We start from the raw sequence: 20,258 nt of genomic DNA, 5'->3' as shown, positions 1-20,258 counted from the left end.
GAACGTCGCCGATCACCCGCGATCTTCGCCGGGCTCCCCTGCCGCGGAGCCGCGTCAGTCGCGGGAGTCGTCCGGCTCCGAGTCGGACTCGGCGTCCGCCTCGTCGTCCCAGTCGGCGTCGTCGTCCTCGGCGGCATCGTCCTCGACATCGAAGTCGTCGTCGAAGTCGTCCTCCAGATCGGCCTCGAGATCGGACTCGAACTCGTCGTCCTCGTCGTCCTCGTCGGAGTCCGCGTCGGCACCCTCGGCGTCCTTCGCGGCGAGGTAGTCGGCGAGCCGCTCCGACCACGGCACCCACGCGGGCGCCAGCAGCGAGGTCTCCCCGGGCAGCAGCGCCACCTCGAGCACGGTCGGGCCGCCCTCGAGGCCGCGCGAGAGCAGCACCGTCCACGACCAGTCGGGGTAGCCGGCGAGCGTCGAGGCGTGGCGGATGGTGACCACGTGGGCCTGCCCGTGGGCACCGCCCTCGGCGAGCGCGCCCTGCACCTCGCCGACCGCGCCGGCCGGCGCGATCTCGTCGAGCGCCGCGAGCGCCAGCTCGAGCTCCTCCATCGTGGGCGTCGTCGGCTCGGGTGCCGGCTGCGCGGCGTGCGCGGCAGCGTGATCGATCGGCGCCGCGTGCGACGGCTCGGTCGCCGCCGACTCCGGCCACTCGCCCTCGCCCGCCTCAGGCTCAGGGATGTGGTGCTCGTGGTGCTCGGGCAGCGCAGCCACGTCGTGCTCAGGCGTCGAGGTCATCGGCGACCCTTCGCAGCATCTGCGCGACGGTGGAGCCGTGCGCGGCGCTCGGATAGCGCCCGCGGCGCAGGTCGTTGCCGATCGTGTCGAGCAGCCGCACCAGATCCTCCACGATGATCGCCATGTCCTCGGTGTCGCGGCGCGCGGCGCGCACGGCGGTCGGCCCGACCACCCGCACCGACAGCGCCTGCGGCCCACGGCGGCCGTCGGCGACGCCGTACTCGACCTTCGCGCCGGGCTTGATCGTCACGCCCTCCGGCACCGCCGAGGCGTGCAGGAACACCTCGCCGCCGTCATCGCCGGCGATGAAGCCGAAGCCCTTGGCCTCGTCGAAGAACTTCACCCTGCCCGTCGGCATGGCACCCTCCTGCTGCAGATCGATGGCGGCGCCCTGCCGCTCGCCCCAGCGTAGTGGCGTCCGCCGCGCCCCAGAGCCGCGATATCCTGGTCGGATGCCGAAGGCCAGCAGCAACCCGACGCAGCGCCCCAGGAAGCGCGCACCGCAGCCCGTCGCCGAGACGCGACCGGGCCGGGATGCGCTCGAGCGCGCGCTCGCCATCGCCGTCGTCGTCTTCGGCGCGATCGCCGTGCTCGGCTTCGCCGCCACCCTGCTGCACGTCGCCTTCCGCGACGGCAACGACTTCTTCGCGGGCGTCGCGTGGCAGTACGCGTACTGGCTGCCGCTGCTGGCGCTGCCGATCATGATCGTGCTGGTCGTCGTGCTCGTCATCATGAGCGCGCGCGACAAGGCCCGCACCCACCGAGCCTGACCCGGCATCGCCCGTGACCGCATCCGTGACCGTCGTCGACCTCGCCGCCCGCATCCAGGCGATGGCCGATGACGCGCTCGACCTGCTGGTGGTCGAGCGGCAGGCGCCGCCGCAGCTGTCGTCGACGTTCGACCTCGCCGAGCACCTGATGACGGATGCGTCCATCGCGTCCGCGCTCAGGTGGCGGTCGGGTGCCGAGCTCGCCGTGCTGCGCGACGGCGGCTCGACGCCCCGGCTCGACGCCCTGCTGCTCGGCATCGACGGCGAAGCGCTGCCGCGCGTGCGCTCCTTCGCGGCGACAGCGATGCCCGCCGGCGGGCAGGCTGCGGAGGCCGAGCCCGTCGAGAGCGCCACCGCGCCGCAGTCGGCGATCGACGAGACCATCAAGGTCTCCGAGCTGGTGCACCGCGTCGCCGATGCGCCGGTCACGCTGCGCAGCCGCTCGCAGCTGCCCGCCGCCGTCGGGCGCGAGCTGGCCGCCGCCGTCGACGGCGACCCCGCCCAGCTGGAGGAGCGGCTCGAGCCCGCACTGCTCGCCGGCCTCATCGACCGACGCGACGGCCGCATGCGCGCCACCGTCGACGCCGACGCCTGGCTCGCGTCGCCGGTGCCCGAGCGCTGGGCGCTGATCGCGCAGGCCTGGCTCGACGCCACTCCCGACGCCGCGGCGATCGCCGGCGACCCGCGCACGCGGTTCCCGCTCGCCGACGCCGCCGTGCTCGCCGTCCGCGAGCGCCAGCGCAGGCAGGCCGAGCGCCTCGGCCTCGCCGACCGCGGCACCCCCACGACGCTCGCCGCCGACCTGCAGCAGCGCCCGGCCGCCGCGCTCGAGGCGCTCGCCGCCCACGTGCCGCCGGCCACCGCATCCGTCTACCTGCAGCCCGACCTCTCGGCCGTCGCCCCCGGCCCGCTCGAGGCGACCGTCGAGTCGCGCCTGCGGCGGCTCGCGCGCATCGAGCGCGCCGGCATCGCCTCGCACTGGCGGCTCACCGCGCAATCGATCGCCGCCGGCCTGGTCGCCGGCGAGGATGTCGAGGGCATGCTGGCCTTCCTCGAGGAGGTCTCGCTCACCGGCCTGCCGCAGCCGGTCGCCTACCTGGTGCGCGACACCGCCGCGAAGTTCGGCTCGCTGAGGGTGCGCAGCATCGACCCGCTCGCCGAGGGCGGTGCGCGCTCGCAGGCGCGCAGCGACGACGAGCAGCTCATCCGCACGATCGCCGTCGACCGGGCGCTCGTCAGCGCCGGCCCGCTGCAGACCGGCCCGCACCGCGTCACCTTCCGGCTCGGCGCCGAGGAGGCGCTCGCGGCGCTGCTCGAGGAGCGCTACCCGGCCGTGCACGAGGACGAGGCTGGCGAGCTCGTGCGCCCCGCGGTCGAGCGCTCGCCCCGGCCGGTGCACGAGCGGCACCGGCTCGTCGACCGGCTGCGCGACGCCGGCTTCGAGGTCGGCGACCAGGAGCGCGCCTGGCTCGAGCGCCAGCTGCAGGGCGCGATCCGCGACCGCATGCCGGTGCGCCTGACCGTCACCACCGCGACCGATCCCGTCGACATCGAGCTCGTGCCGCTGGCCGTCGCGAACGGCCGGCTGCGCGCCCGCGACGCCAACCGCGACATCGAGCGCACCCTGCCGCTGAGCGCGATCACGAAGGTGGCGGGCCTCGGCGCCCTGAGCTGACGCTCGCGGCGGCCTGCGCATCCGCCGCTCCGCCGCTCCGCCGCTCGCCGCTCGCACGCATAACAGCGTTGCTGGACCCCTTCGGTCGCCGGGGACCCGATGCAACGGGTCCCACAATCCAGAACGGGTCCGCCAAGTGGCATCGGCAGTCCGCACCAGCGCACCCGGCCAGGGGGGCGCGCCCCGCCACCATCCGGGGCCTGGGACGGGCCCCGGCGCTGGGGTCGCAGCGAAGGCCAGCAGTGGCCTCCGCCTGCAGCTCCACCGCGCGAGTAGACTGGCACGCTATGACTCAGCCAGGCCCGCTCATCGTCCAGTCCGACCGGACTGTGCTCCTCGAGGTCGCGCACCCCGACGCGACAGCGGCCCGCCAGGCCCTGCAGGTGTTCGCCGAGCTCGAGCGCGCACCCGAGCACATCCACACCTACCGCGTCACGCGGCTGGGGCTGTGGAACGCGCGCGCCGCGGGCCACACCGCCGACGAGATCGTCAGCACGCTCGACACGCACGCCAAGTTCCCCGTCCCGCCCGGCGTCGCCCTCGACATCCGCGAGACCATCGGCCGGTACGGCCGCCTCGTCATCGAGCGCGACGAGGAGGGCCTGGTGCTGCGCAGCGACGACCGCCCGGTGCTCGAGGAGGTGCGGCGGTCGAAGAAGATCCAGCCGCTGCTCGCGGGCCCCGTCGAGGGCGGCATCCGCATCGTCGACTGGGCGCGCGGCGAGCTCAAGCAGGAGCTCGTGAAGCTCGGCTGGCCGGCAGAGGACCTCGCCGGCTACACCCCCGGCACCCCGCTCGAGATCGACCTCGTCGAGGACGGCTGGTCGCTGCGGCCGTACCAGGCGGATGCGGTGTCGCACTTCGCCGAGGCCGGCTCGGGTGTCGTCGTGCTCCCCTGCGGCGCGGGCAAGACCATCGTCGGCGCGGCGGCGATGGCCGCCACCGACACCACGACGCTGATCCTGGTGACGAACACCGTCTCGGCGCGCCAGTGGAAGGCCGAGCTGCTGGCCCGCACGAGCCTCACCGAGGACGAGATCGGCGAGTACTCCGGCCAGTCGAAGGAGATCAAGCCGGTCACCATCGCGACCTACCAGATCCTCACCGTCAAGCGCGGCGGCGAGTACGCGCATCTGGGCGTGCTCGACGCGCTCGACTGGGGGCTGATCGTCTACGACGAGGTGCACCTGCTGCCCGCGCCGGTGTTCAAGCTCTCCGCCGACCTGCAGGCCCGCCGCCGGCTCGGCCTGACCGCCACGCTCGTGCGCGAGGACGGCCGCGAGTCGGACGTGTTCAGCCTGATCGGCCCGAAGCGCTTCGACGCGCCCTGGAAGGAGATCGAGCAGCAGGGCTTCATCGCGCCGGCCGAGTGCTACGAGGTGCGCATCGACCTCGACGAGGACGAGCGGCTCGAGTACGCCGCCTCGGGTGACCGCGACCGCTACCGGATCGCCGCCTCCAGCCCGCGCAAGATCGACACCGTCAAGCGGGTGCTCGCACAGCACCCCGACGAGCCGACCCTCGTGATCGGGCAGTACCTCGACCAGCTCGACGAGCTCTCGGCCGCCCTCGACGCCCCGCTCATCACCGGCGAGACGCCGGTGTCCGAGCGGCAGGAGCTCTTCCAGGCGTTCCGCGACGGCACCGAGCGCGTGCTGGTGGTCTCGAAGGTGGCGAACTTCTCGGTCGACCTGCCGGATGCCTCCCTGGCGGTGCAGGTGTCGGGCTCGTTCGGCTCGCGCCAGGAGGAGGCGCAGCGCCTCGGCCGGCTGCTGCGGCCGAAGGGCGGCCGCACGGCCCGCTTCTACACCGTGGTCGCGCGCGACACGGTCGACCAGGAGTTCGCGCTGGGCCGCCAGCGCTTCCTCGCCGAGCAGGGCTACGCGTACACGATCCTCGACGAGCACGAGCTCGGTCTGGCCGACCACGTCGCCGTCTGACCGCATGCACAGGGCTCACAGGAACCACTCAGTCAACGATCAGAGACTGATGCCATGACTGAGCCCAACGCCAAGATCCTCGTCGTCGACGACGAGCCGCACATCCGCGACCTGCTGTCCACCAGCCTCCGTTTCGCCGGCTTCGACGTGCGCGCCGTCGGCGCGGGAGCCGCCGCGATCTCGGCGGTGCTCGAGGACGAGCCCGACCTCATCCTGCTCGACGTGATGCTCCCCGACATCAGCGGCTTCGGCGTGACCAAGCGGCTCCGCGCATCCGGGTTCACCTCCCCCATCCTCTTCCTCACCGCGAAGGACGACACGGAGGACAAGATCACGGGCCTCACCGTGGGCGGCGACGACTACGTCACCAAGCCCTTCTCGCTCGACGAGATCATCGCCCGCATCAAGGCGATCCTGCGCCGCACGATGGCCGAGACCGACGACGCCTCGATCAGCGTCGGCGAGCTGGTGATGAACCAGGACACCCACGAGGTGTCGATCGCGGGCGACGAGATCGAGCTCTCCCCCACCGAGTTCAAGCTGCTGCGCTACCTGATGCTCAACGCCAACCGCGTGCTGTCGAAGGCGCAGATCCTCGACCACGTCTGGGAGTACGACTTCAACGGCGACGTCGGCATCGTCGAGTCGTACATCTCCTACCTGCGGCGCAAGATCGACGATCGGGTGAGCGAGCCCATGATCGTCACCAAGCGCGGGTTCGGCTACATGCTGAAGACGCCCAAGGCGTAGGTGCGCGCACTGCTGACGCGCCTGCTCGGCCGCATGTCGCTGGCCGGGCGGATCACGGCGCTGATCGTGGTCGTGATGACCTTCGGCCTCGCGCTCGCGGGCGTCGGCACGGTGTCGATCATCCGCGACGCGCAGGTGGCCGACATCGACGGGGAGCTCGATCAGGCGATGCGGGCGTTCACGAGCGAGGAGATCACCCGATCCGACTCGCCCGAGCAGTGCGATCTCGCGCAGCGCATGCCCAACACCTACTACCTGGGCGTGGCCGATCCCTCCGGCACGGTGCTGTGCGACAACAAGCTGCCCGGCGCCTCCAACCCCGACCTGACCGACCTCTCGCTCGGCACGGTGGCCGAGCAGGATCGCGCCTTCACGCTCACCTCGATCGACGGCATGACCCGCTGGCGCACGCTCATCGCGCCGAGCACGGTGAGCGGCACGGGCGAGCTGCTGGTGTCGATCGTGGCGGTCGACATGACCTCGGCCGAGTCGAGCACCACCAACTTCCTGCTGGTCTTCGTCGGCTTCTCACTGCTGGCGGTCGTGCTGGGTGCCGCGCTCACGCGCATCCTCGCCGTCTCCACCCTGCGGAGCCTGCGCAAGACCGCCGCCGAGGCGCAGCGCTTCGCCGACGGCGACTACGACACGCGCCTCACCGGCGAGCACCCGCGCACCGAGGTCGGCTCGCTGCAGCTCTCGCTCAACACCATGCTCGACCGCATCGAGGCCGCCATCGAGCAGCGCGACGATTCGGTCGCGCGCATGCGCCAGTTCGTCGGCGACGCCAGCCACGAGCTGCGTACGCCACTGGTCGCGGTGCGCGGCTACGCCGAGCTCTACCGCATGGGTGCCATCTCCCAGCCCGAGGACGTCAAGAACGCGATGGAGCGCATCGAGGGCGAGGCCAAGCGCATGGGCCGGCTGGTCGAGGATCTGCTGCAGCTCGCCCGCCTCGACGAGCGCCGCCCGCTCGACCTGCAGCCGCTCGACCTGGTGCCGCTCGTCAACGACGCCGCGAGCGACACCCGCGTGGGCACGCCCGATCGGCGCATCACCGTGGTGCCCATCGACGCGGATGCGCACGGTCCCGTCGCGGGGATGGTCGACGACGGTGCGCCCCAGACCGGCGTCTTCACCCCGCCGCCGCTCACCCCGCCAGCGGTCGTGCTGGGCGACGAGCACGCGCTGCGGCAGCTCATCTCGAACCTGATCGGCAACGCCACCCGCTACACCCCCGACGGCACGCCGATCGAGCTGGGCGTCGGCGTCTCGACCCGTCGCCGGGAGGCGGTCGTGCTCGTGATCGACCATGGCGAGGGCATCCCGGTCGAGCTGCGCGACCGGGTCTTCCAGCGCTTCTTCCGCGCCGACTCCTCGCGCGCCCGCGACACCGGCGGCACCGGGCTGGGGCTGGCGATCGTGCGCGGCATCGTGCGCGCCCACTCCGGCCGGCTCGACGTGGTCGACACCCCGGGCGGCGCCACCTTCCGCATCGCCATCCCGCTCGCGGACGAGGCCGCGGTCATGCAGCTGAGCGAGCGGCTGCGGCCCGAGGGCACGCTCACCTCCACCGGCAGCAATCCACAGGGCCGGCTGCACAGCCACGGCTGATCGGGCGCCTGCCCTACCTTCTGCCCATGAGCGCGGATGCTCCGCGCAGGAGTGAGGGGATCATGAGCAGGTACGTCGTCGACGCCGATGCCATCCACGGAGCCAGCGTCGCGGTGCGGGGCACCGCCACCCGGCTGCAGTCGGAGGTCTCGGCCATGCACAGCCAGCTGCAGGCGCTGCAGGACTCGTGGAGCGGGCAGGCGTCCGTCGCCTTCCAGGGCGTGGTGCAGGACTGGCGCGCGACGCAGGTGCGGGTGGAGGAGTCGCTCGCCGCGATCAACGAGGCGCTCGCGCAGGCGGGCCGCCAGTACGACGAGGTGGAGCAGGGCAACCTGCGGATGTTCGCGGCGTAGCCCGCGCCACCCGCTGGTCGAGCAGCCGTCGCGGCGGCGCATCGCGACGGGCGTCAGGCCGTCGGCGACCCCACGTGGTCGTTCCGGCGGTCTGGCTCGGCGCCGGCCAGCGCCGGCCGTCGGTACGAGGCCCAGACCGCCATGAGCCCACCGAGCACGAACGGCATCGCCGCGACCGACAGCCCGATGGTCGGGTCGGTCAGCATCACCGCGAGCGCCAGCCCCAGCACCAGTCCGCTGAGCACGCAAGTGGTGATGACGAGCAGCAGCGTGCGCCACTGGTAGGTCGCGACCACCGCCACGACCAGGAGCGCCATCGCGACCAGCAGCGCGACGCCTGCCGGGTCAGCCAGCGCATCGATGTTGGCTGTGCCGAGCCAAATGAGCAGCAGCGCGCCCACGACGGCGCTGTAGCTGACGTAGGGCCTCATGCCGCCGAGACTACTCGTCCGCGATCCGCGCGTCACGAGATGAGGATCGGTTCCGAGCAGAGGACGATGCGTCCTCCGTTCGTGACGGATCGCGAATCCTTCCTCGGCTCGTGACGCCCGGCCCTGGAACGACGAAGAGCCCCAGTCTCGCGACTGGGGCTCTTCGAGGGGATGGATCAGAAGTCCATGCCACCCGTGGGGTCTGCAGGCATGGCCTGCGACTTCTCGGGCTTCTCGGCGACGACTGCCTCGGTGGTGAGGAAGAGGCCGGCGATCGACGCGGCGTTGGCGAGCGCCGAGCGCGTCACCTTCACCGGGTCGGAGATGCCCGCGGCGAGCATGTCGACGTACTCGCCGGTGGCAGCGTTGAGGCCGAAGCCGACCTCGAGGCCTCGCACCTTCTCGGCCACGACGCCCGGCTCGAGGCCTGCGTTCAGCGCGATCTGCTTCAGCGGAGCGTCGACGGCCACCTTGACGATGTTCGCGCCGGTGACCTCGTCGCCCGTGAGCTCGAGGTTGTCGAACGCGGTCTTCGCAGCCTGGATGAGCGCGACGCCACCACCGGCGACGATGCCCTCCTCGACTGCAGCCTTCGCGTTGCGGACGGCGTCCTCGATGCGGTGCTTGCGCTCCTTGAGCTCAACCTCCGTCGCGGCACCCGCCTTGATGACGGCCACGCCGCCGGCGAGCTTGGCGAGGCGCTCCTGGAGCTTCTCGCGGTCGTAGTCGCTGTCGGTGTTCTCGATCTCCTGACGGATCTGACGCACGCGGCCCGCGATGGCGTCGGCCTCGCCGGCGCCCTCCACGATCGTGGTCTCGTCCTTGGTGATGACGACCTTGCGCGCACGGCCGAGCATGTCGAGCGTCGTGTTCTCGAGCTTGAGGCCGACCTCCTCGGAGATCACCTGGCCGCCCGTGAGGATCGCCATGTCGGCGAGCATCGCCTTGCGACGGTCACCGAAGCCCGGAGCCTTGACGGCGACGGACTTGAAGATGCCGCGGATCTTGTTCACGACCAGCGTCGCGAGCGCCTCGCCCTCGACGTCCTCGGCGATGATGACGAGCTGCTTGCCCGCCTGGATCACCTTGTCGACGACGGGGAGCAGGTCCTTGATGTTCGAGACCTTGGAGTTGACGATCAGGACGTAGGGGTCCTCGAAGACCGTCTCCTGGCGCTCGGGGTCCGTCACGAAGTACTGCGACAGGAAGCCCTTGTCGAAGCGCATGCCCTCGGTGAGCTCGAGCTCGGTGCCGAAGGTCTGCGACTCCTCGACGGTGACGACGCCCTCCTTGCCGACCTTGTCGATGGCCTCGGCGATCAGCGCGCCGATCTCCTCGTCAGCAGCCGAGATCGAAGCCGTGGCGGCGATCTCCGCCTTGGTCTCGACCTCCTTGGCGTTCTTGAGCAGCTGCGCGCTCACGGCTGCGGCGGCCTTGTCGATGCCGCGCTTGAGGCTGATCGGGTCAGCACCGGCCGCGACGTTGCGCAGGCCCTCGCGGACGAGCGCCTGAGCGAGCACGACCGAGGTCGTGGTGCCGTCGCCGGCGACGTCGTCGGTCTTCTTCGCGACCTCCTTGACGAGCTCGGCGCCGATCTTCTCGAAGGGGTCCTCGAGCTCGATCTCCTTGGCGATCGAAACGCCGTCGTTCGTGATGGTGGGGGCGCCCCACTTCTTCTCGAGCACGACGTTGCGGCCGCGCGGTCCGAGGGTCACCTTCACCGCGTCGGCGAGCGTGTTGAGTCCACGCTCCAGCCCGCGGCGGGCCTCCTCGTCAAATGCGATCATCTTTGCCATTGGATCTCGTCCCTCCTGGACGCTGGTGACGTTCAACTGGCACTCCAACGGTGGGAGTGCCAGGCCCAAGTCTGGCACTCGGGGCGGTCGAGTGCAAGCCGCCGGGCGCGCGTGCTCCGAGCCGCAGAGCAGACCGGGCCCGAGCCGCAGAGCAGACCGGGCCCACGCCGCCGAGCGCGGCGGGCTCACGCCGCCGGCGCTGTCGGCTCAGGGCGCTTCCGGCGTGGGGCTGTGCGTCAGCTCGCCGTCGTCCCGCGGCGCGGTGCTCGGCGCCGTCCCCAGCGCATCCGGCCCCAGCACGATCGTGATCGGGGTGCCAGAGAGCCTGCCGTCCGACAGCAGCGCCTGGCCGGCGCCGAGCTGCTCGGCGAGCCCGCGCGCGACCGGCGCGAGCTCCTCGCTGTCGAACCAGACGATCGTCGTCTCGCTCGGCTCGGAGCTGCCGGCGGTGGCGACGACCTGCCAGCCGGCGTCTGCCAGCGCCTGCCCGACGCCGGCCGCGAAGCCGTCCTCGCCGGAGGTGTCGAGCACGGTGATGGAGGCATCCAGCGACGGGTCGATGGCGGAGGGGTCGCTGATCGTCTCCGGCGCCTGCGTGGGGGACGGCTCGGGCGCTCGCGGCCGCAGCATGTCGAGCGCGAACAGCCCCACGGCGGCGAGCACGATCGCCAGCGCGAGCGCGGCGAGCAGGATCGCCCAGCGCGGCCAGCGGCTGGTCGAGGAGGAGCGATGGACGCCGACCCGTTGCCTGGGGCTCATCGAGCCTCGCGAAGGCGAAGCAGCCTGCGCACCAGCATCGGATCGTGCCGCACGGCCTCCCGCGTCTCCAGCAGCCCGTCGAGCACCTGGTAGTAGCGCGTGGTGGTCCAGCCGAACTCCGCGCGGATCGCGCGCGCCTTCGCGCCGCCGTGGCTCGTCCAGCCCGCCTCGAAGTCGAGCATGCGGCGGATGCGTGCCTCGCGCGCCGCGGCGAGGTCGTGCGCCGTCGTAGCGCCAGTGGGCGCAGCGTCGTGGGCGGCCTCGTCGACGTGCGCCGACGCATCCGCCTGTGTGGACGCATCCGCCTGTGTGAACGCATCCGCCGACACGAAGGCGAGGGCTGCCGCCTCGTCGGCGGTGCCTCTCGTGCGTGCGCGCGGGTCGGTCGGCATGCCCTCGATCCTACGGCCGCGGGCGGGTTGCGCCCGCCGCGAAACGCGAGTGCCGAGGCGTAGGCTGGAGGCATGAACGAACGCATCGAACGCTCCGACGCCCAGTGGCGCGAGGCTCTCTCGCCCGAAGCCTTCAAGGTGCTGCGCGAAGCGGGCACCGAGCGCCCCTGGACGGGTGCGCTGCTCGACGAGGCCCGGCAGGGCGTCTACACCTGCGGCGCGTGCGGCAACGAGCTCTTCCGCGACGAGACGAAGTTCGACGCCGGCTGCGGCTGGCCGAGCTTCTACGAGACGGTGAACGAGGACGCGGTCGAGCTGATCGAGGACCGCACGCTCGGCATGACGCGCACCGAGGTGCGCTGCGCGAAGTGCGGCAGCCACCTGGGCCACATCTTCGACGACGCACCGCAGACGCCGACCGGCGACCGCTACTGCATGAACTCGCTGGCGCTGAACTTCACGCCCGAGTCCTGACGCTCACGCGGCGACTCGCCGCTTCGGCAGGCGGATCGACGAGACGCCGACCGCCACGATCGTGAGCGCCGCCCCGATGAGCGACCACGTCGAGACCGGATGGTCGGCCGGGAAGACCAGATCGAGCGCCACCGAGGCGACGACCTGCCCGCAGATGACGGCGAGCCCGAGCGCGAGCACGCCCAGGTGGTGCACCGCGACCGAGACGAGCGCGACGAAGACGACGCCGAGGGTGCCGCCGACGTAGAGCCACGGCTCCGTCGGCAGCGGCTCCGAGGTCTTTCCCGCGACGGTCTGCACGGCGACGACCAGCGCGAGCGCGACGGTGCCGACGGCGAAGTTCTGGGTGGCCTGCGCGATCGCCGAGCCGGAGTGCCGCTGCACGAGCCCGCCCATCGCCTGCTGCAGCGACTGCAGCAGTCCAGCGACGAACGGCAGCACGGCGAGCCAGATGCCGTCGAGCCGGCCGGTGCCCACGAGCGCCAGGGCGACGGCCGCGAGCGCCAGCACGGCGCCGGCGACGCGCGGCACGGTGATGGGCTTGCGCGCCAGCCCGCCGAAGGCGAGCCGGTCGACGGCGAGGCCGCTGATCGTCTGCCCCGCGACCACGCCGACGGTGAACAGGGCGACGCCGATCGTGCCGACGACGAGGCCCTGGGTGGCGACCAGCAGGGCGCCGATCAGGCCGGTCGAGATGTACCACCACGGCATCGAGCCGTCGCGGATGACGGCCACCAGCCGCACCAGGCCGGCGCGCGCCTTGGGCGCGACCGCCAGCACGAGCACGAGCAGCACGCAGCCGACCGCGAACGAGATGAGGGCGGCGAGCAGGCCGTGGTCGAGCCTGGCGCCCAGCTCGCCGTTGATGCGGCCCTGGGTGGCGAGGCCGGCACCTGCCGCGACCGCGACGAGCGTCCACAGCACCGGCCGGCGGTGATCGGCGGCGCCGCTCGCCGCGCTGCTCGTCCCGGGCAGCTCGATCGGTCCGGTCTGCTCGCTCACCCGGCAAGCCTAGGCCGGTCAGCCGCGCGCGGCTCGCGAGCCCGGCCGCCGCGTCGCGCTCTGGTCGCCACGGGCGCAGCCGGGCGGCGGTCGCGTCGGCGGGGCTCGGTCGGGCTGAGGTGGGGCTGGGCGCCGAGCCAGCCTAGAATGGCTGGGCGCCCGGCTCACCGGGCCGCGCCTCCTTAGCTCAGTGGTAGAGCAACGCTCTTGTAAAGCGTAGGTCGTCAGTTCAATCCTGACAGGGGGCTCCGGTGTCACCCCGACGCCGTGCGTCGATCGCCGGGCTACGGCTGCGGCGGCGCCGCGGGGTCGGCGATGAACGCGGCCAGCGCATCCGCATCGCCCACGTCGCCCGCGAACGTCACGCCGTCGACGATCACCGTCGGCACGCCGCGCAGCGGCTCGACGCCCTGCAGCGGCTGCTCGATCGCGCGCACGGTCGCCTGCCGAACCGACCACGCGAACTGCGCCGACTGCACGCACTCCCCCACCGCGGCGCTCGCGTCTGCCGGCACGTGCTCGGCGGCCAGCGCCGACACCTCGCTCGCCTCGAACGGCTGCTGCTGCAGGTGCGCCAGCAGCGCGGTCTGGAACGGCCGGTAGCCCTCGGGCGCAGCGTCGGCGACGCAGGCGAGCGCGTTGGCGCCGAGCGTCGAGGCGTAGCCGCTGTCGATCGTGTCGCCGAGCGAGACCGGCAGGTAGGCCACCCGCGCCGCGCCGCTGTCGGCCAGCTCGGTCAGCAGCTCGCCGCTCGCCGCCAGCAGCCGGTCGCAGTACTCGCAGTCGGCGTCGATGACCACGAGCACGTCATGGGGGGCGGATGCGTCGGCCGGCTCCGCAGGCACGCCGTCGGCCGGCACGGGCTCGGCGGGCACGACGCCGTCGGCGTCGAAGGCGATCGCGTCGGCCAGGTTCGCGGGGCCCTCGGCGGGCGCGAGCGTGACGATCTGGCCGCCGAGCGCCTGCTGCAGCGTCTCGAGCTGCGGGTCGCGGATGAGCCAGCGCCCCGAGACGAGCACCGTCTGCTCCTGCAGCTGGCGCTCGGTCGCGATGGCCTGCGCCTGGTCGGCGTCGGCGGCGAGCAGCAGCTCGGTGTCAGCGCCGCAGGTGGCGACCACGGGAGCGTCGTCCGACTCGCGGTACTGCTCGACCAGCTCGGCGCACTCACCGCCCGCGTCGAGGTAGGCGGCGCCGAGCTCGCCGATCGTGGTGATGGGCGGCGGAGGCGCCGGGGTGCAGCCGCTCAGCGCGCCCCCGACCAGCAGCGCGAGCGCGAGCAGCGCAGCGCCGGCCGGCCGGGCGGCGCGCGGCATCAGCCCTCGTCGGTGGGAGCCGGCGTCTCGGCAGGCGCCTCGCCCTCGGCAGGCTCCTCGCTCGACTCACCGGTCTGCTGGCCGGCGACGGCGGTCACGAAGGCCTGGAAGCCCGCAGCGTCGTCGACGCCGCCCTGGTACTTCTCGCCGTTGACGAGCACCGTCGGGGTGCGGTCGGCGACCACGCCATCGGTGCCCGGCAGGGGCTGCGTGCCGGCGCGCACCGTGGCCTCCTCGGCCCAGCTCATGAAGCGGCCCTCGTTGATGCAGTCGGCGAGGCCGCCGGAGGTGTCGATGCCCGCCTGCTCGGCGACGCCCACGATCTCGGCGTTCGACAGGCCCGCAGTGCTCTCCTCGGGCTGGTTGTCGAACATCGCGGTGTCGAAGTCCCAGAAGCTGTCGGGGGCGAACTCGGCGACGCACGCGGCCGCGGAGGCCGCGCGGGTCGAGTACTTCGTGCCGAGCGAGGCGCGATCCAGGATCGAGATCGGGTGGATCTCGACCGTTGCGGCGCCGGTCGAGATCAGCTGCTCGAGCGTGGCGCGGTTGGCCTCGTCGAAAGCACCGCAGACCGGGCACATGTAGTCCTGATAGATCTCGATCTGGATGATGTCCTGGCGCTTCTCGGTCGGCGTCGGCTCACCGTCCGCGGGCGTGGCCGCGGTGGTCTCGGCGACGAATTCCTGCCCGATGACGATGCCGTTCGAGGCCATGTTCTCGGGGCCGGGGCCCTCCGGCCGGATGCTGTTGACGATCACGATCGCGACGACCGCGACGACTGCGACCGCCGCGATGATGATGCCGCCGACCGTCAGGCCCTTCTTGAGGCGCTCCCTGCGGCGGCGCTCCTCCTGCATCTTGCGGGCCTGCTCGCGTGCCTGCGCGCGGCGCTCGTTCTTCGTCAGCTTCTCGCTCATGCGTCCTTGTCCTGGGGTCGGCCGGGGAACCGGCAGGTGGGCGCGATCACATCACACGCCGCGATCCAGGGTACCGGCGATCGCTATGCGAAGCGGCCGCCCTGCTGTGCGAAGATCATGAGTGCGGGCGAAGCCGCCCGTCCTGACACAACGGATCGTTCGGCACGTACCTGCCGATGGAAGGAAAACGACAATGGCGTCTGTGACGTTCGACAAGGCATCCCGGGTCTATCCGGGAAGCACGAAGCCCGCGGTGGACCAGATCGACCTGGAGATCGCCGACGGCGAGTTCCTGGTGCTGGTCGGCCCCTCCGGCTGCGGCAAGTCCACCACCCTGCGCATGCTCGCCGGCCTCGAAGAGGTCAACGACGGCCGCATCCTGATCGGCGACCGCGACGTCACCGACATGCCCCCGAAGGATCGCGACATCGCGATGGTCTTCCAGAACTACGCGCTCTACCCGCACATGACGGTGGCCGAGAACATGGGCTTCGCGCTCAAGATCGCCGGCGTCGCCAAGGAGGAGCGCGCGAAGCGCGTCGAGGAGGCGGCGAAGCTGCTCGACCTCGAGCCCTACCTGGCGCGCAAGCCCAAGGCGCTCTCGGGCGGTCAGCGCCAGCGCGTCGCCATGGGCCGCGCGATCGTGCGCCAGCCGCAGGTGTTCCTGATGGACGAGCCGCTGTCGAACCTCGACGCCAAGCTGCGCGTGCAGACGCGCACGCAGATCGCCTCGCTGCAGCGCCGCCTGGGCGTCACCACCGTCTACGTCACGCACGACCAGACCGAGGCGCTCACGATGGGCGACCGCATCGCGGTGCTCAAGGACGGCGTCCTGCAGCAGGTCGGCACCCCGCGCGACCTCTACGGCGAGCCCGCGAACGTGTTCGTCGCCGGCTTCATCGGCAGCCCCGCCATGAACCTCATGGAGCTGCGCACGAGCGAGGGCGGCGTGCACTTCGGCGACCGCCTCGTGCCCATCTCCCGCGACCAGCTGGCGGGCGTCAAGGACGGCATCATCGTCGGCGTCCGGCCCGAGGACGTCTCGGTCTCCGAGCAGGGCGACGGGCTGCCGGTCGAGGTCGACCTGGTCGAGGAGCTCGGCGCCGACGGCTACCTCTACGGCCACGCCGACGTCGAGGGCAAGCGCGTCGACATCGTCGCGCGCGTCGACGGCCGCAACCACGCCAAGCTGGGCGACACCGTCTACATCACGCCCGACGAGACGCACCTGCACGTGTTCGACAAGGAGTCCGGCATCCGCATCTGACCCCTCTGCGGCGAAGGGCTCCGGCTTCGGTTGGGGCCCTTCGCCGTCTCACGGTGCGGGCGGATGCGTCGGGCCGGCCCGCCCGCGCCCGTCACGGCGGCGGCGTGCGCGCCTACGATGGCGGCATGCCCTCTGACCTGCGCATCACCTCGGCGCTGATGGACGCGAGCCTGCTCGATCTGCCGTGGGATCTGCCGCTCGAGGAGTGGGGCGAGGACGACGTGGTGCAGCTGCCGAAGGGCATCTCGCGCCACCTGGTGCGCTTCGCGCGGCTCAGCGGCCGCGTGGTCGCGATCAAGGAGACCACCGCCGAGATGGCGAACCGCGAGTACGCGATGCTGCGCCGGCTGCAGCGCCTCGACGTGCCGTGCGTCGAGCCGCTCGCGGTGATCGCCGAGCGCACCGACGCCGACGGCAACCCGCTCGCGGCGGCGCTCGTCACCCGCCACCTGCGCTTCTCGCTGCCCTACCGCGCGCTCTACTCCTCGTCGATGCAGGAGGCGACCGCCGAGCGGCTCGTCGATGCGCTCGCCGGGCTGCTGGTGCGACTGCACCTGGTGGGCTTCTACTGGGGCGACGTGTCGCTGTCGAACACGCTCTTCCGCCGCGACGCCGGCGCCTTCGCCGCCTACCTCGTGGATGCCGAGACGGGCACCATCGAGACCGGCGGCCTCTCGGACGGGCGCCGCGCCGACGACCTCGAGGTGGCGCGGGTGAACATCGCCGGCGAGCTGCTCGACCTGGCGGCGGGCGACCGGCTGGATGCCGCCATCGACCCGATCGCGGTGGCCGGCTCGATCGTCGAGCAGTACCGCTCGCTGTGGCACGAGCTGCACAGCGACCAGGTGATCGCCGCCGACGAGCGCTGGCGCATCCGCGACCGCATCGAGCGCCTCAACGCGCTCGGCTACGACATCGGCGAGCTCGCCATCCGCACCGGCGACGGCGGCACCACCGTCGCCATCCAGCCGAAGGTCGTCGACCCCGGCCACCACCACCGGCGGCTGCAGTCGCTCACCGGCATCGACGCGCAGGAGAACCAGGCCAGGCGCATGCTCAACGACCTCGACGAGTACGTCGCGGTGCAGCACGACGCGCGGCCGAACGTGGGCGACGAGGCGCTCGCCAACGAGTGGTTCGAGCGGGTGTTCGCGCGCGTGGTCGCCGCGGTGCCGCTCGAGCTGCGCGGCAAGCTCGAGGGGCCAGAGGTCTTCCACGAGGTGCTCGAGCACCGCTGGTTCCTGTCAGAGCAGCAGCAGTGCGAGGTGACCCTGAAGGAGGCCACCTACAGCTACATCGAGACGCAGCTGGCGTTCAAGCGCGACGAGGCGGCGCTGCTGAACGTGCCGAGCACCATGACGATGCCGATCGTCACCCTGCAGGAGCGGCCGGGCGACGACGAGGACGACGAGCCCGACTGGCGCGATCTGGTCTAGCGGGACCTGAGCCCCGGGACGGGGCTCAGCGCTGGGGTCGCGGGCCCGAAAAGGCCTTCGCCCTAGTGCTCCACCGCGCGGATCTTCGCGACCTCGTACAGGGTGACGGATGCCGCGATGCCGGCGTTCAGCGACTCGGTCATCGACTCGATGGGAATCGACACGATCGCGTCGCAGGTCTCCGCCACCAGGCGCGAGATGCCCTTGCCCTCGCTGCCGACCACCACGACGAGCGGCCCGTCGGCGAGCTCGAGCTGGTGCAGCGGCACGTCACCGTCCCCGTCCAGGCCGATCACGAACATCCCCTCGCCCTTGAGCTCCTTGAGGGTCGCCGTGAGGTTGGAGGCCATCGCGACCGGCACGCGCGCGGCGGCGCCGGCGCTGGTCTTCCACGCGCTCGCCGTCACGCCCACCGAGCGGCGCTGCGGCACGATCACGCCCTGCGCGCCGAAGGCGGCGGCCGAGCGGATGATCGCGCCCAGGTTGCGCGGGTCGGTGACGCCGTCGAGCGCGATGAACAGCGGATTCTGGCCACGGCCGCGCACGGTCTCGAGCAGGTCGATGGGGTGCGCGTACTGGTACGGCGGCACCTTGAGCGCCACGCCCTGGTGCACCGTGTCGTGACCGGAGATGCGGTCGAGCTCCGGCCGCATCACCTCGAGCACGGGCACGCCGCGCTTGGTGGCGAGCGAGAGGATCTCCTTGACGCGGTCGTCCATCTCGAGCCGGGCGGCGAGGATGAGCGAGGTCGCGGGGATCCTCGCCTTCAGCGCCTCGAGCACCGAGTTGCGGCCGGTGACCAGCTCGGAGTCGTCCTTCGCCGACGAGGGCTTGCGGTGGCGCGGCGGCTCGGGCCGGCGGCTCTTGCCGGCGACGGCCTCGTAGCGCTCACGGGCGGCCTTGCGCTGGCCTGCCGGGTGCCACGAGCGGTCCTCCGCCTTCGGCGTCGGCCCCTTGCCCTCGAGCGACTTGCGGCCCTTCCCGCCGGTGCCCTTCAGTGGGCCCTTCTTGCGCGCGGGGCGCTGCGGCTTGTTCATGCGATGCTCCAAGTGGTGGTCTGCTTGCCGTCCTCGACGAGGATGCCGGCGGCCGCGAGCGCGTCGCGGATGCGGTCGGAGGCGGCGAAGTCCTTCGCCGCACGGGCCTCGCGGCGCTCCGCCAGCAGCGTCTCGACCAGGCTGGTCAAGGCGGCGGACTGCGGTGCGCCGGAGGAGGCCGACATTCCAGAATGCCACACCGCGTCCGCGGGGTCGAGTCCCAGTGCGCGCAGCATCGCCAGCGCCTCCCCAGCCAGGGCGAGCGCGGCACCGCTGTCGCCGGCGTCGAGCGCGGCGTTCGCGGCCCGGGTGGTGTCGTGCAGCACCGCCACCGCCTGCGGGGTCGAGAGGTCGTCGTCCATGGCCGCGCCGAACGCATCCGGCACGTCCGTCTCGGGCAGCTCTCCCACGCGCCGGGCCCGCTCGAGCATCGCCTCGATGCGGCCGAACGCCGCCTCGGCCTCGGTGAGCGAGCCGCCCTCGAGGCTGCCGCCCTCGGTGCGCAGGTCGATCGTCGAGCGGTAGTGCGAGGCCGCCAGCAGGTAGCGCACCACGATCGGGCGCACGGTGCTGAGCAGGTCGGCCGCGAAGATCGAGTTGCCGAGCGACTTCGACATCTTCTCGCCGTTCACGTTGACGAGCCCGTTGTGGCTCCAGACGCTCGCGAAGCCGAGCCCGGCGGCGGCCGACTGGGCGAGCTCGTTCTCGTGGTGCGGGAACCGCAGGTCGAGCCCGCCGCCGTGGATGTCGAAGGCGTCGCCGAGGTACTTGCGCGACATCGCCGAGCACTCGATGTGCCAGCCCGGCCGGCCCGCGCCCCACGGCGACTCCCAGGAGGCCGACTCCGGCTCGCCGTCCTTGCTGGCCTTCCAGAGCGCGAAGTCGCGGGGGTCGCGCTTGCCCCGCGGGTCGGCGTCGGCGGCCGGCTCCATCTTGTCGATCGACTGCCGCGTGAGGGCGCCGTACTGCTCCCACGAGCGCACGTCGAAGTAGACGTCGGCCGAGCCGTCGAGCGCAGGGTAGGCGTGGCCGCGCTCGATGAGCAGAGCGATCAGCGCGTGCATCTCGGTCACGGATGCGGTGGCCCGCGGCTCGTACGTCGGCGCGAGCACGCCGACGGCCCGGTAGGCGGCCGTGAACTCGAGCTCGATGCGGTAGGCCAGCGCCCACCAGGGCTCGTCGACGGCGTTCACCAGCACCTTGTCGTCGATGTCGGTAACGTTGCGCACGAAGGTGACGCGGTTGCCCCGGTACGCGAGCCAGCGGCGCCAGAGGTCGTGGGCCACGGCGCTGCGCACGTGGCCGATGTGCGGGCTCGACTGCACGGTGGGGCCGCAGACGTACATCGACACCTCGCCGGCCTTGAGCGGCTGGAGGTCGACGACGGCCTGCTGCTTCGAGTCGTAGATGCGCACGGTCACGGTTCCATAGGCTACTTGCCGTGCGCCACCGCCGGTCGAGCCGCCCTCACCGCGAGTTCTCCACACCCCGTTCGAATCTCTCTTCCCATGTCAGTGGCCGCTGATTGAATGCCTGCATGTTCGAGGACGGCATGGATGCGGAGGGGTACATCGATGCTGTCCGTGCCGGCGCGATC

Annotated in this window: 20 protein-coding genes and 1 tRNA gene; 10 read left to right on the top strand and 11 right to left on the bottom strand. The window is 72.1% G+C overall.

Features of this window, described 5'->3' with window-relative positions; all coding sequences use genetic code 11:
• Window positions 1-54 precede the first annotated feature (54 nt).
• Both J1M46_RS14590 and J1M46_RS14585 read right to left on the bottom strand, forming a co-directional pair.
• The gene (locus tag J1M46_RS14590; RefSeq protein ID WP_241249144.1) at window positions 55-738 is read right to left on the bottom strand and encodes a DUF3027 domain-containing protein; all 684 of its coding nucleotides are present in this window, start codon (window positions 736-738) and stop codon (window positions 55-57) included.
• Window positions 722-1,096 (bottom strand): cold-shock protein, encoded by a 375-nt coding sequence (locus tag J1M46_RS14585; RefSeq protein WP_206448442.1) that lies wholly within the window; start codon window positions 1,094-1,096, stop codon window positions 722-724. Before J1M46_RS14585 ends, J1M46_RS14590 begins: the two co-directional genes overlap by 17 nt.
• A gap of 94 nt (window positions 1,097-1,190) precedes the next feature.
• On the opposite strand from J1M46_RS14585, the gene J1M46_RS14580 reads away from it, so the two are divergent.
• The 6 genes from J1M46_RS14580 to J1M46_RS14555 all read left to right on the top strand — a co-directional run bounded on the left by J1M46_RS14580 (window position 1,191) and on the right by J1M46_RS14555 (window position 7,837).
• Window positions 1,191-1,508 (top strand): hypothetical protein, encoded by a 318-nt coding sequence (locus tag J1M46_RS14580; protein ID WP_206448441.1) that lies wholly within the window; start codon window positions 1,191-1,193, stop codon window positions 1,506-1,508.
• 13 nt (window positions 1,509-1,521) lie between these two features.
• A complete protein-coding gene (locus J1M46_RS14575; protein WP_206448440.1) occupies window positions 1,522-3,183 on the top strand; it encodes a helicase-associated domain-containing protein in 1,662 nt (553 codons plus the stop codon).
• A gap of 287 nt (window positions 3,184-3,470) precedes the next feature.
• Window positions 3,471-5,123: a DNA repair helicase XPB gene (locus tag J1M46_RS14570; protein WP_206448439.1), complete on the top strand. Its 1,653-nt coding sequence runs from the start codon at window positions 3,471-3,473 to the stop codon at window positions 5,121-5,123.
• 54 nt (window positions 5,124-5,177) lie between these two features.
• Window positions 5,178-5,873 (top strand): response regulator transcription factor, encoded by a 696-nt coding sequence (locus J1M46_RS14565; RefSeq protein WP_206448438.1) that lies wholly within the window; start codon window positions 5,178-5,180, stop codon window positions 5,871-5,873.
• Window positions 5,874-7,484 (top strand): ATP-binding protein, encoded by a 1,611-nt coding sequence (locus tag J1M46_RS14560; RefSeq protein ID WP_206448437.1) that lies wholly within the window; start codon window positions 5,874-5,876, stop codon window positions 7,482-7,484.
• A gap of 62 nt (window positions 7,485-7,546) precedes the next feature.
• Window positions 7,547-7,837 carry a WXG100 family type VII secretion target gene (locus tag J1M46_RS14555; protein WP_092915541.1) on the top strand — a complete coding sequence of 97 codons (291 nt, stop codon included), beginning with the start codon at window positions 7,547-7,549 and terminating at the stop codon, window positions 7,835-7,837.
• Between the two features lie 53 nt (window positions 7,838-7,890).
• Here J1M46_RS14555 and J1M46_RS14550 read toward each other — a convergent pair whose 3' ends face one another.
• From J1M46_RS14550 to J1M46_RS15540, 4 genes are all read right to left on the bottom strand, one after another.
• The gene (locus J1M46_RS14550; protein WP_206448436.1) at window positions 7,891-8,268 is read right to left on the bottom strand and encodes a hypothetical protein; all 378 of its coding nucleotides are present in this window, start codon (window positions 8,266-8,268) and stop codon (window positions 7,891-7,893) included.
• A gap of 176 nt (window positions 8,269-8,444) precedes the next feature.
• Window positions 8,445-10,064, bottom strand: a complete 1,620-nt coding sequence (groL, locus tag J1M46_RS14545; RefSeq protein ID WP_206448435.1) for a chaperonin GroEL — start codon at window positions 10,062-10,064, stop codon at window positions 8,445-8,447.
• 207 nt (window positions 10,065-10,271) lie between these two features.
• A complete protein-coding gene (locus tag J1M46_RS14540; protein WP_206448434.1) occupies window positions 10,272-10,823 on the bottom strand; it encodes a LytR C-terminal domain-containing protein in 552 nt (183 codons plus the stop codon).
• Window positions 10,820-11,215 (bottom strand): DUF3263 domain-containing protein, encoded by a 396-nt coding sequence (locus J1M46_RS15540; protein WP_241249143.1) that lies wholly within the window; start codon window positions 11,213-11,215, stop codon window positions 10,820-10,822. Before J1M46_RS15540 ends, J1M46_RS14540 begins: the two co-directional genes overlap by 4 nt.
• A 72-nt stretch (window positions 11,216-11,287) precedes the next feature.
• Between J1M46_RS15540 and msrB the strand changes: the two genes are divergently transcribed.
• A complete protein-coding gene (msrB, locus tag J1M46_RS14530) occupies window positions 11,288-11,689 on the top strand; it encodes a peptide-methionine (R)-S-oxide reductase MsrB (RefSeq protein ID WP_206448433.1) in 402 nt (133 codons plus the stop codon).
• Window positions 11,690-11,692: 3 nt separating this feature from the next.
• Here msrB and J1M46_RS14525 read toward each other — a convergent pair whose 3' ends face one another.
• Window positions 11,693-12,691: a DMT family transporter gene (locus J1M46_RS14525; protein ID WP_206448432.1), complete on the bottom strand. Its 999-nt coding sequence runs from the start codon at window positions 12,689-12,691 to the stop codon at window positions 11,693-11,695.
• A gap of 176 nt (window positions 12,692-12,867) precedes the next feature.
• Between J1M46_RS14525 and J1M46_RS14520 the strand changes: the two genes are divergently transcribed.
• Window positions 12,868-12,939 (top strand) — tRNA-Thr (locus J1M46_RS14520).
• Between the two features lie 36 nt (window positions 12,940-12,975).
• On the opposite strand, the gene J1M46_RS14515 is transcribed toward J1M46_RS14520, so the two are convergent.
• Together J1M46_RS14515 and J1M46_RS14510 are read right to left on the bottom strand one after the other, a co-directional pair.
• Window positions 12,976-14,004 carry a DsbA family protein gene (locus tag J1M46_RS14515; RefSeq protein ID WP_206448431.1) on the bottom strand — a complete coding sequence of 343 codons (1,029 nt, stop codon included), beginning with the start codon at window positions 14,002-14,004 and terminating at the stop codon, window positions 12,976-12,978.
• Window positions 14,004-14,921: a DsbA family protein gene (locus J1M46_RS14510; protein ID WP_206448430.1), complete on the bottom strand. Its 918-nt coding sequence runs from the start codon at window positions 14,919-14,921 to the stop codon at window positions 14,004-14,006. Before J1M46_RS14510 ends, J1M46_RS14515 begins: the two co-directional genes overlap by 1 nt.
• Before the next feature lie 193 nt (window positions 14,922-15,114).
• On the opposite strand from J1M46_RS14510, the gene J1M46_RS14505 reads away from it, so the two are divergent.
• Both J1M46_RS14505 and J1M46_RS14500 read left to right on the top strand, forming a co-directional pair.
• Complete coding sequence (locus J1M46_RS14505; protein ID WP_206448429.1) at window positions 15,115-16,188, top strand: ABC transporter ATP-binding protein; 1,074 nt, start codon at window positions 15,115-15,117, stop codon at window positions 16,186-16,188.
• A gap of 125 nt (window positions 16,189-16,313) precedes the next feature.
• Window positions 16,314-17,624, top strand: a complete 1,311-nt coding sequence (locus J1M46_RS14500; protein ID WP_206448428.1) for a DUF4032 domain-containing protein — start codon at window positions 16,314-16,316, stop codon at window positions 17,622-17,624.
• Between the two features lie 62 nt (window positions 17,625-17,686).
• Here the strand turns inward: J1M46_RS14500 and rlmB are convergent, their stop codons facing one another.
• Together rlmB and cysS are read right to left on the bottom strand one after the other, a co-directional pair.
• Complete coding sequence (rlmB, locus tag J1M46_RS14495) at window positions 17,687-18,661, bottom strand: 23S rRNA (guanosine(2251)-2'-O)-methyltransferase RlmB (protein ID WP_206448427.1); 975 nt, start codon at window positions 18,659-18,661, stop codon at window positions 17,687-17,689.
• Window positions 18,658-20,082: a cysteine--tRNA ligase gene (gene cysS / locus J1M46_RS14490; RefSeq protein WP_206448426.1), complete on the bottom strand. Its 1,425-nt coding sequence runs from the start codon at window positions 20,080-20,082 to the stop codon at window positions 18,658-18,660. The genes rlmB and cysS overlap by 4 nt, the downstream gene beginning before the upstream one ends.
• Between the last annotated feature and the right edge of the window lie 176 nt (window positions 20,083-20,258).

The sequence above is a fragment of the Agrococcus sp. KRD186 genome, from assembly GCF_017168255.1.
Taxonomy (GTDB): domain Bacteria; phylum Actinomycetota; class Actinomycetes; order Actinomycetales; family Microbacteriaceae; genus Agrococcus.
The sequence above is the reverse complement of the archived record's forward strand: the minus strand, read 5'-3'. Positions and strand labels throughout refer to the sequence as shown.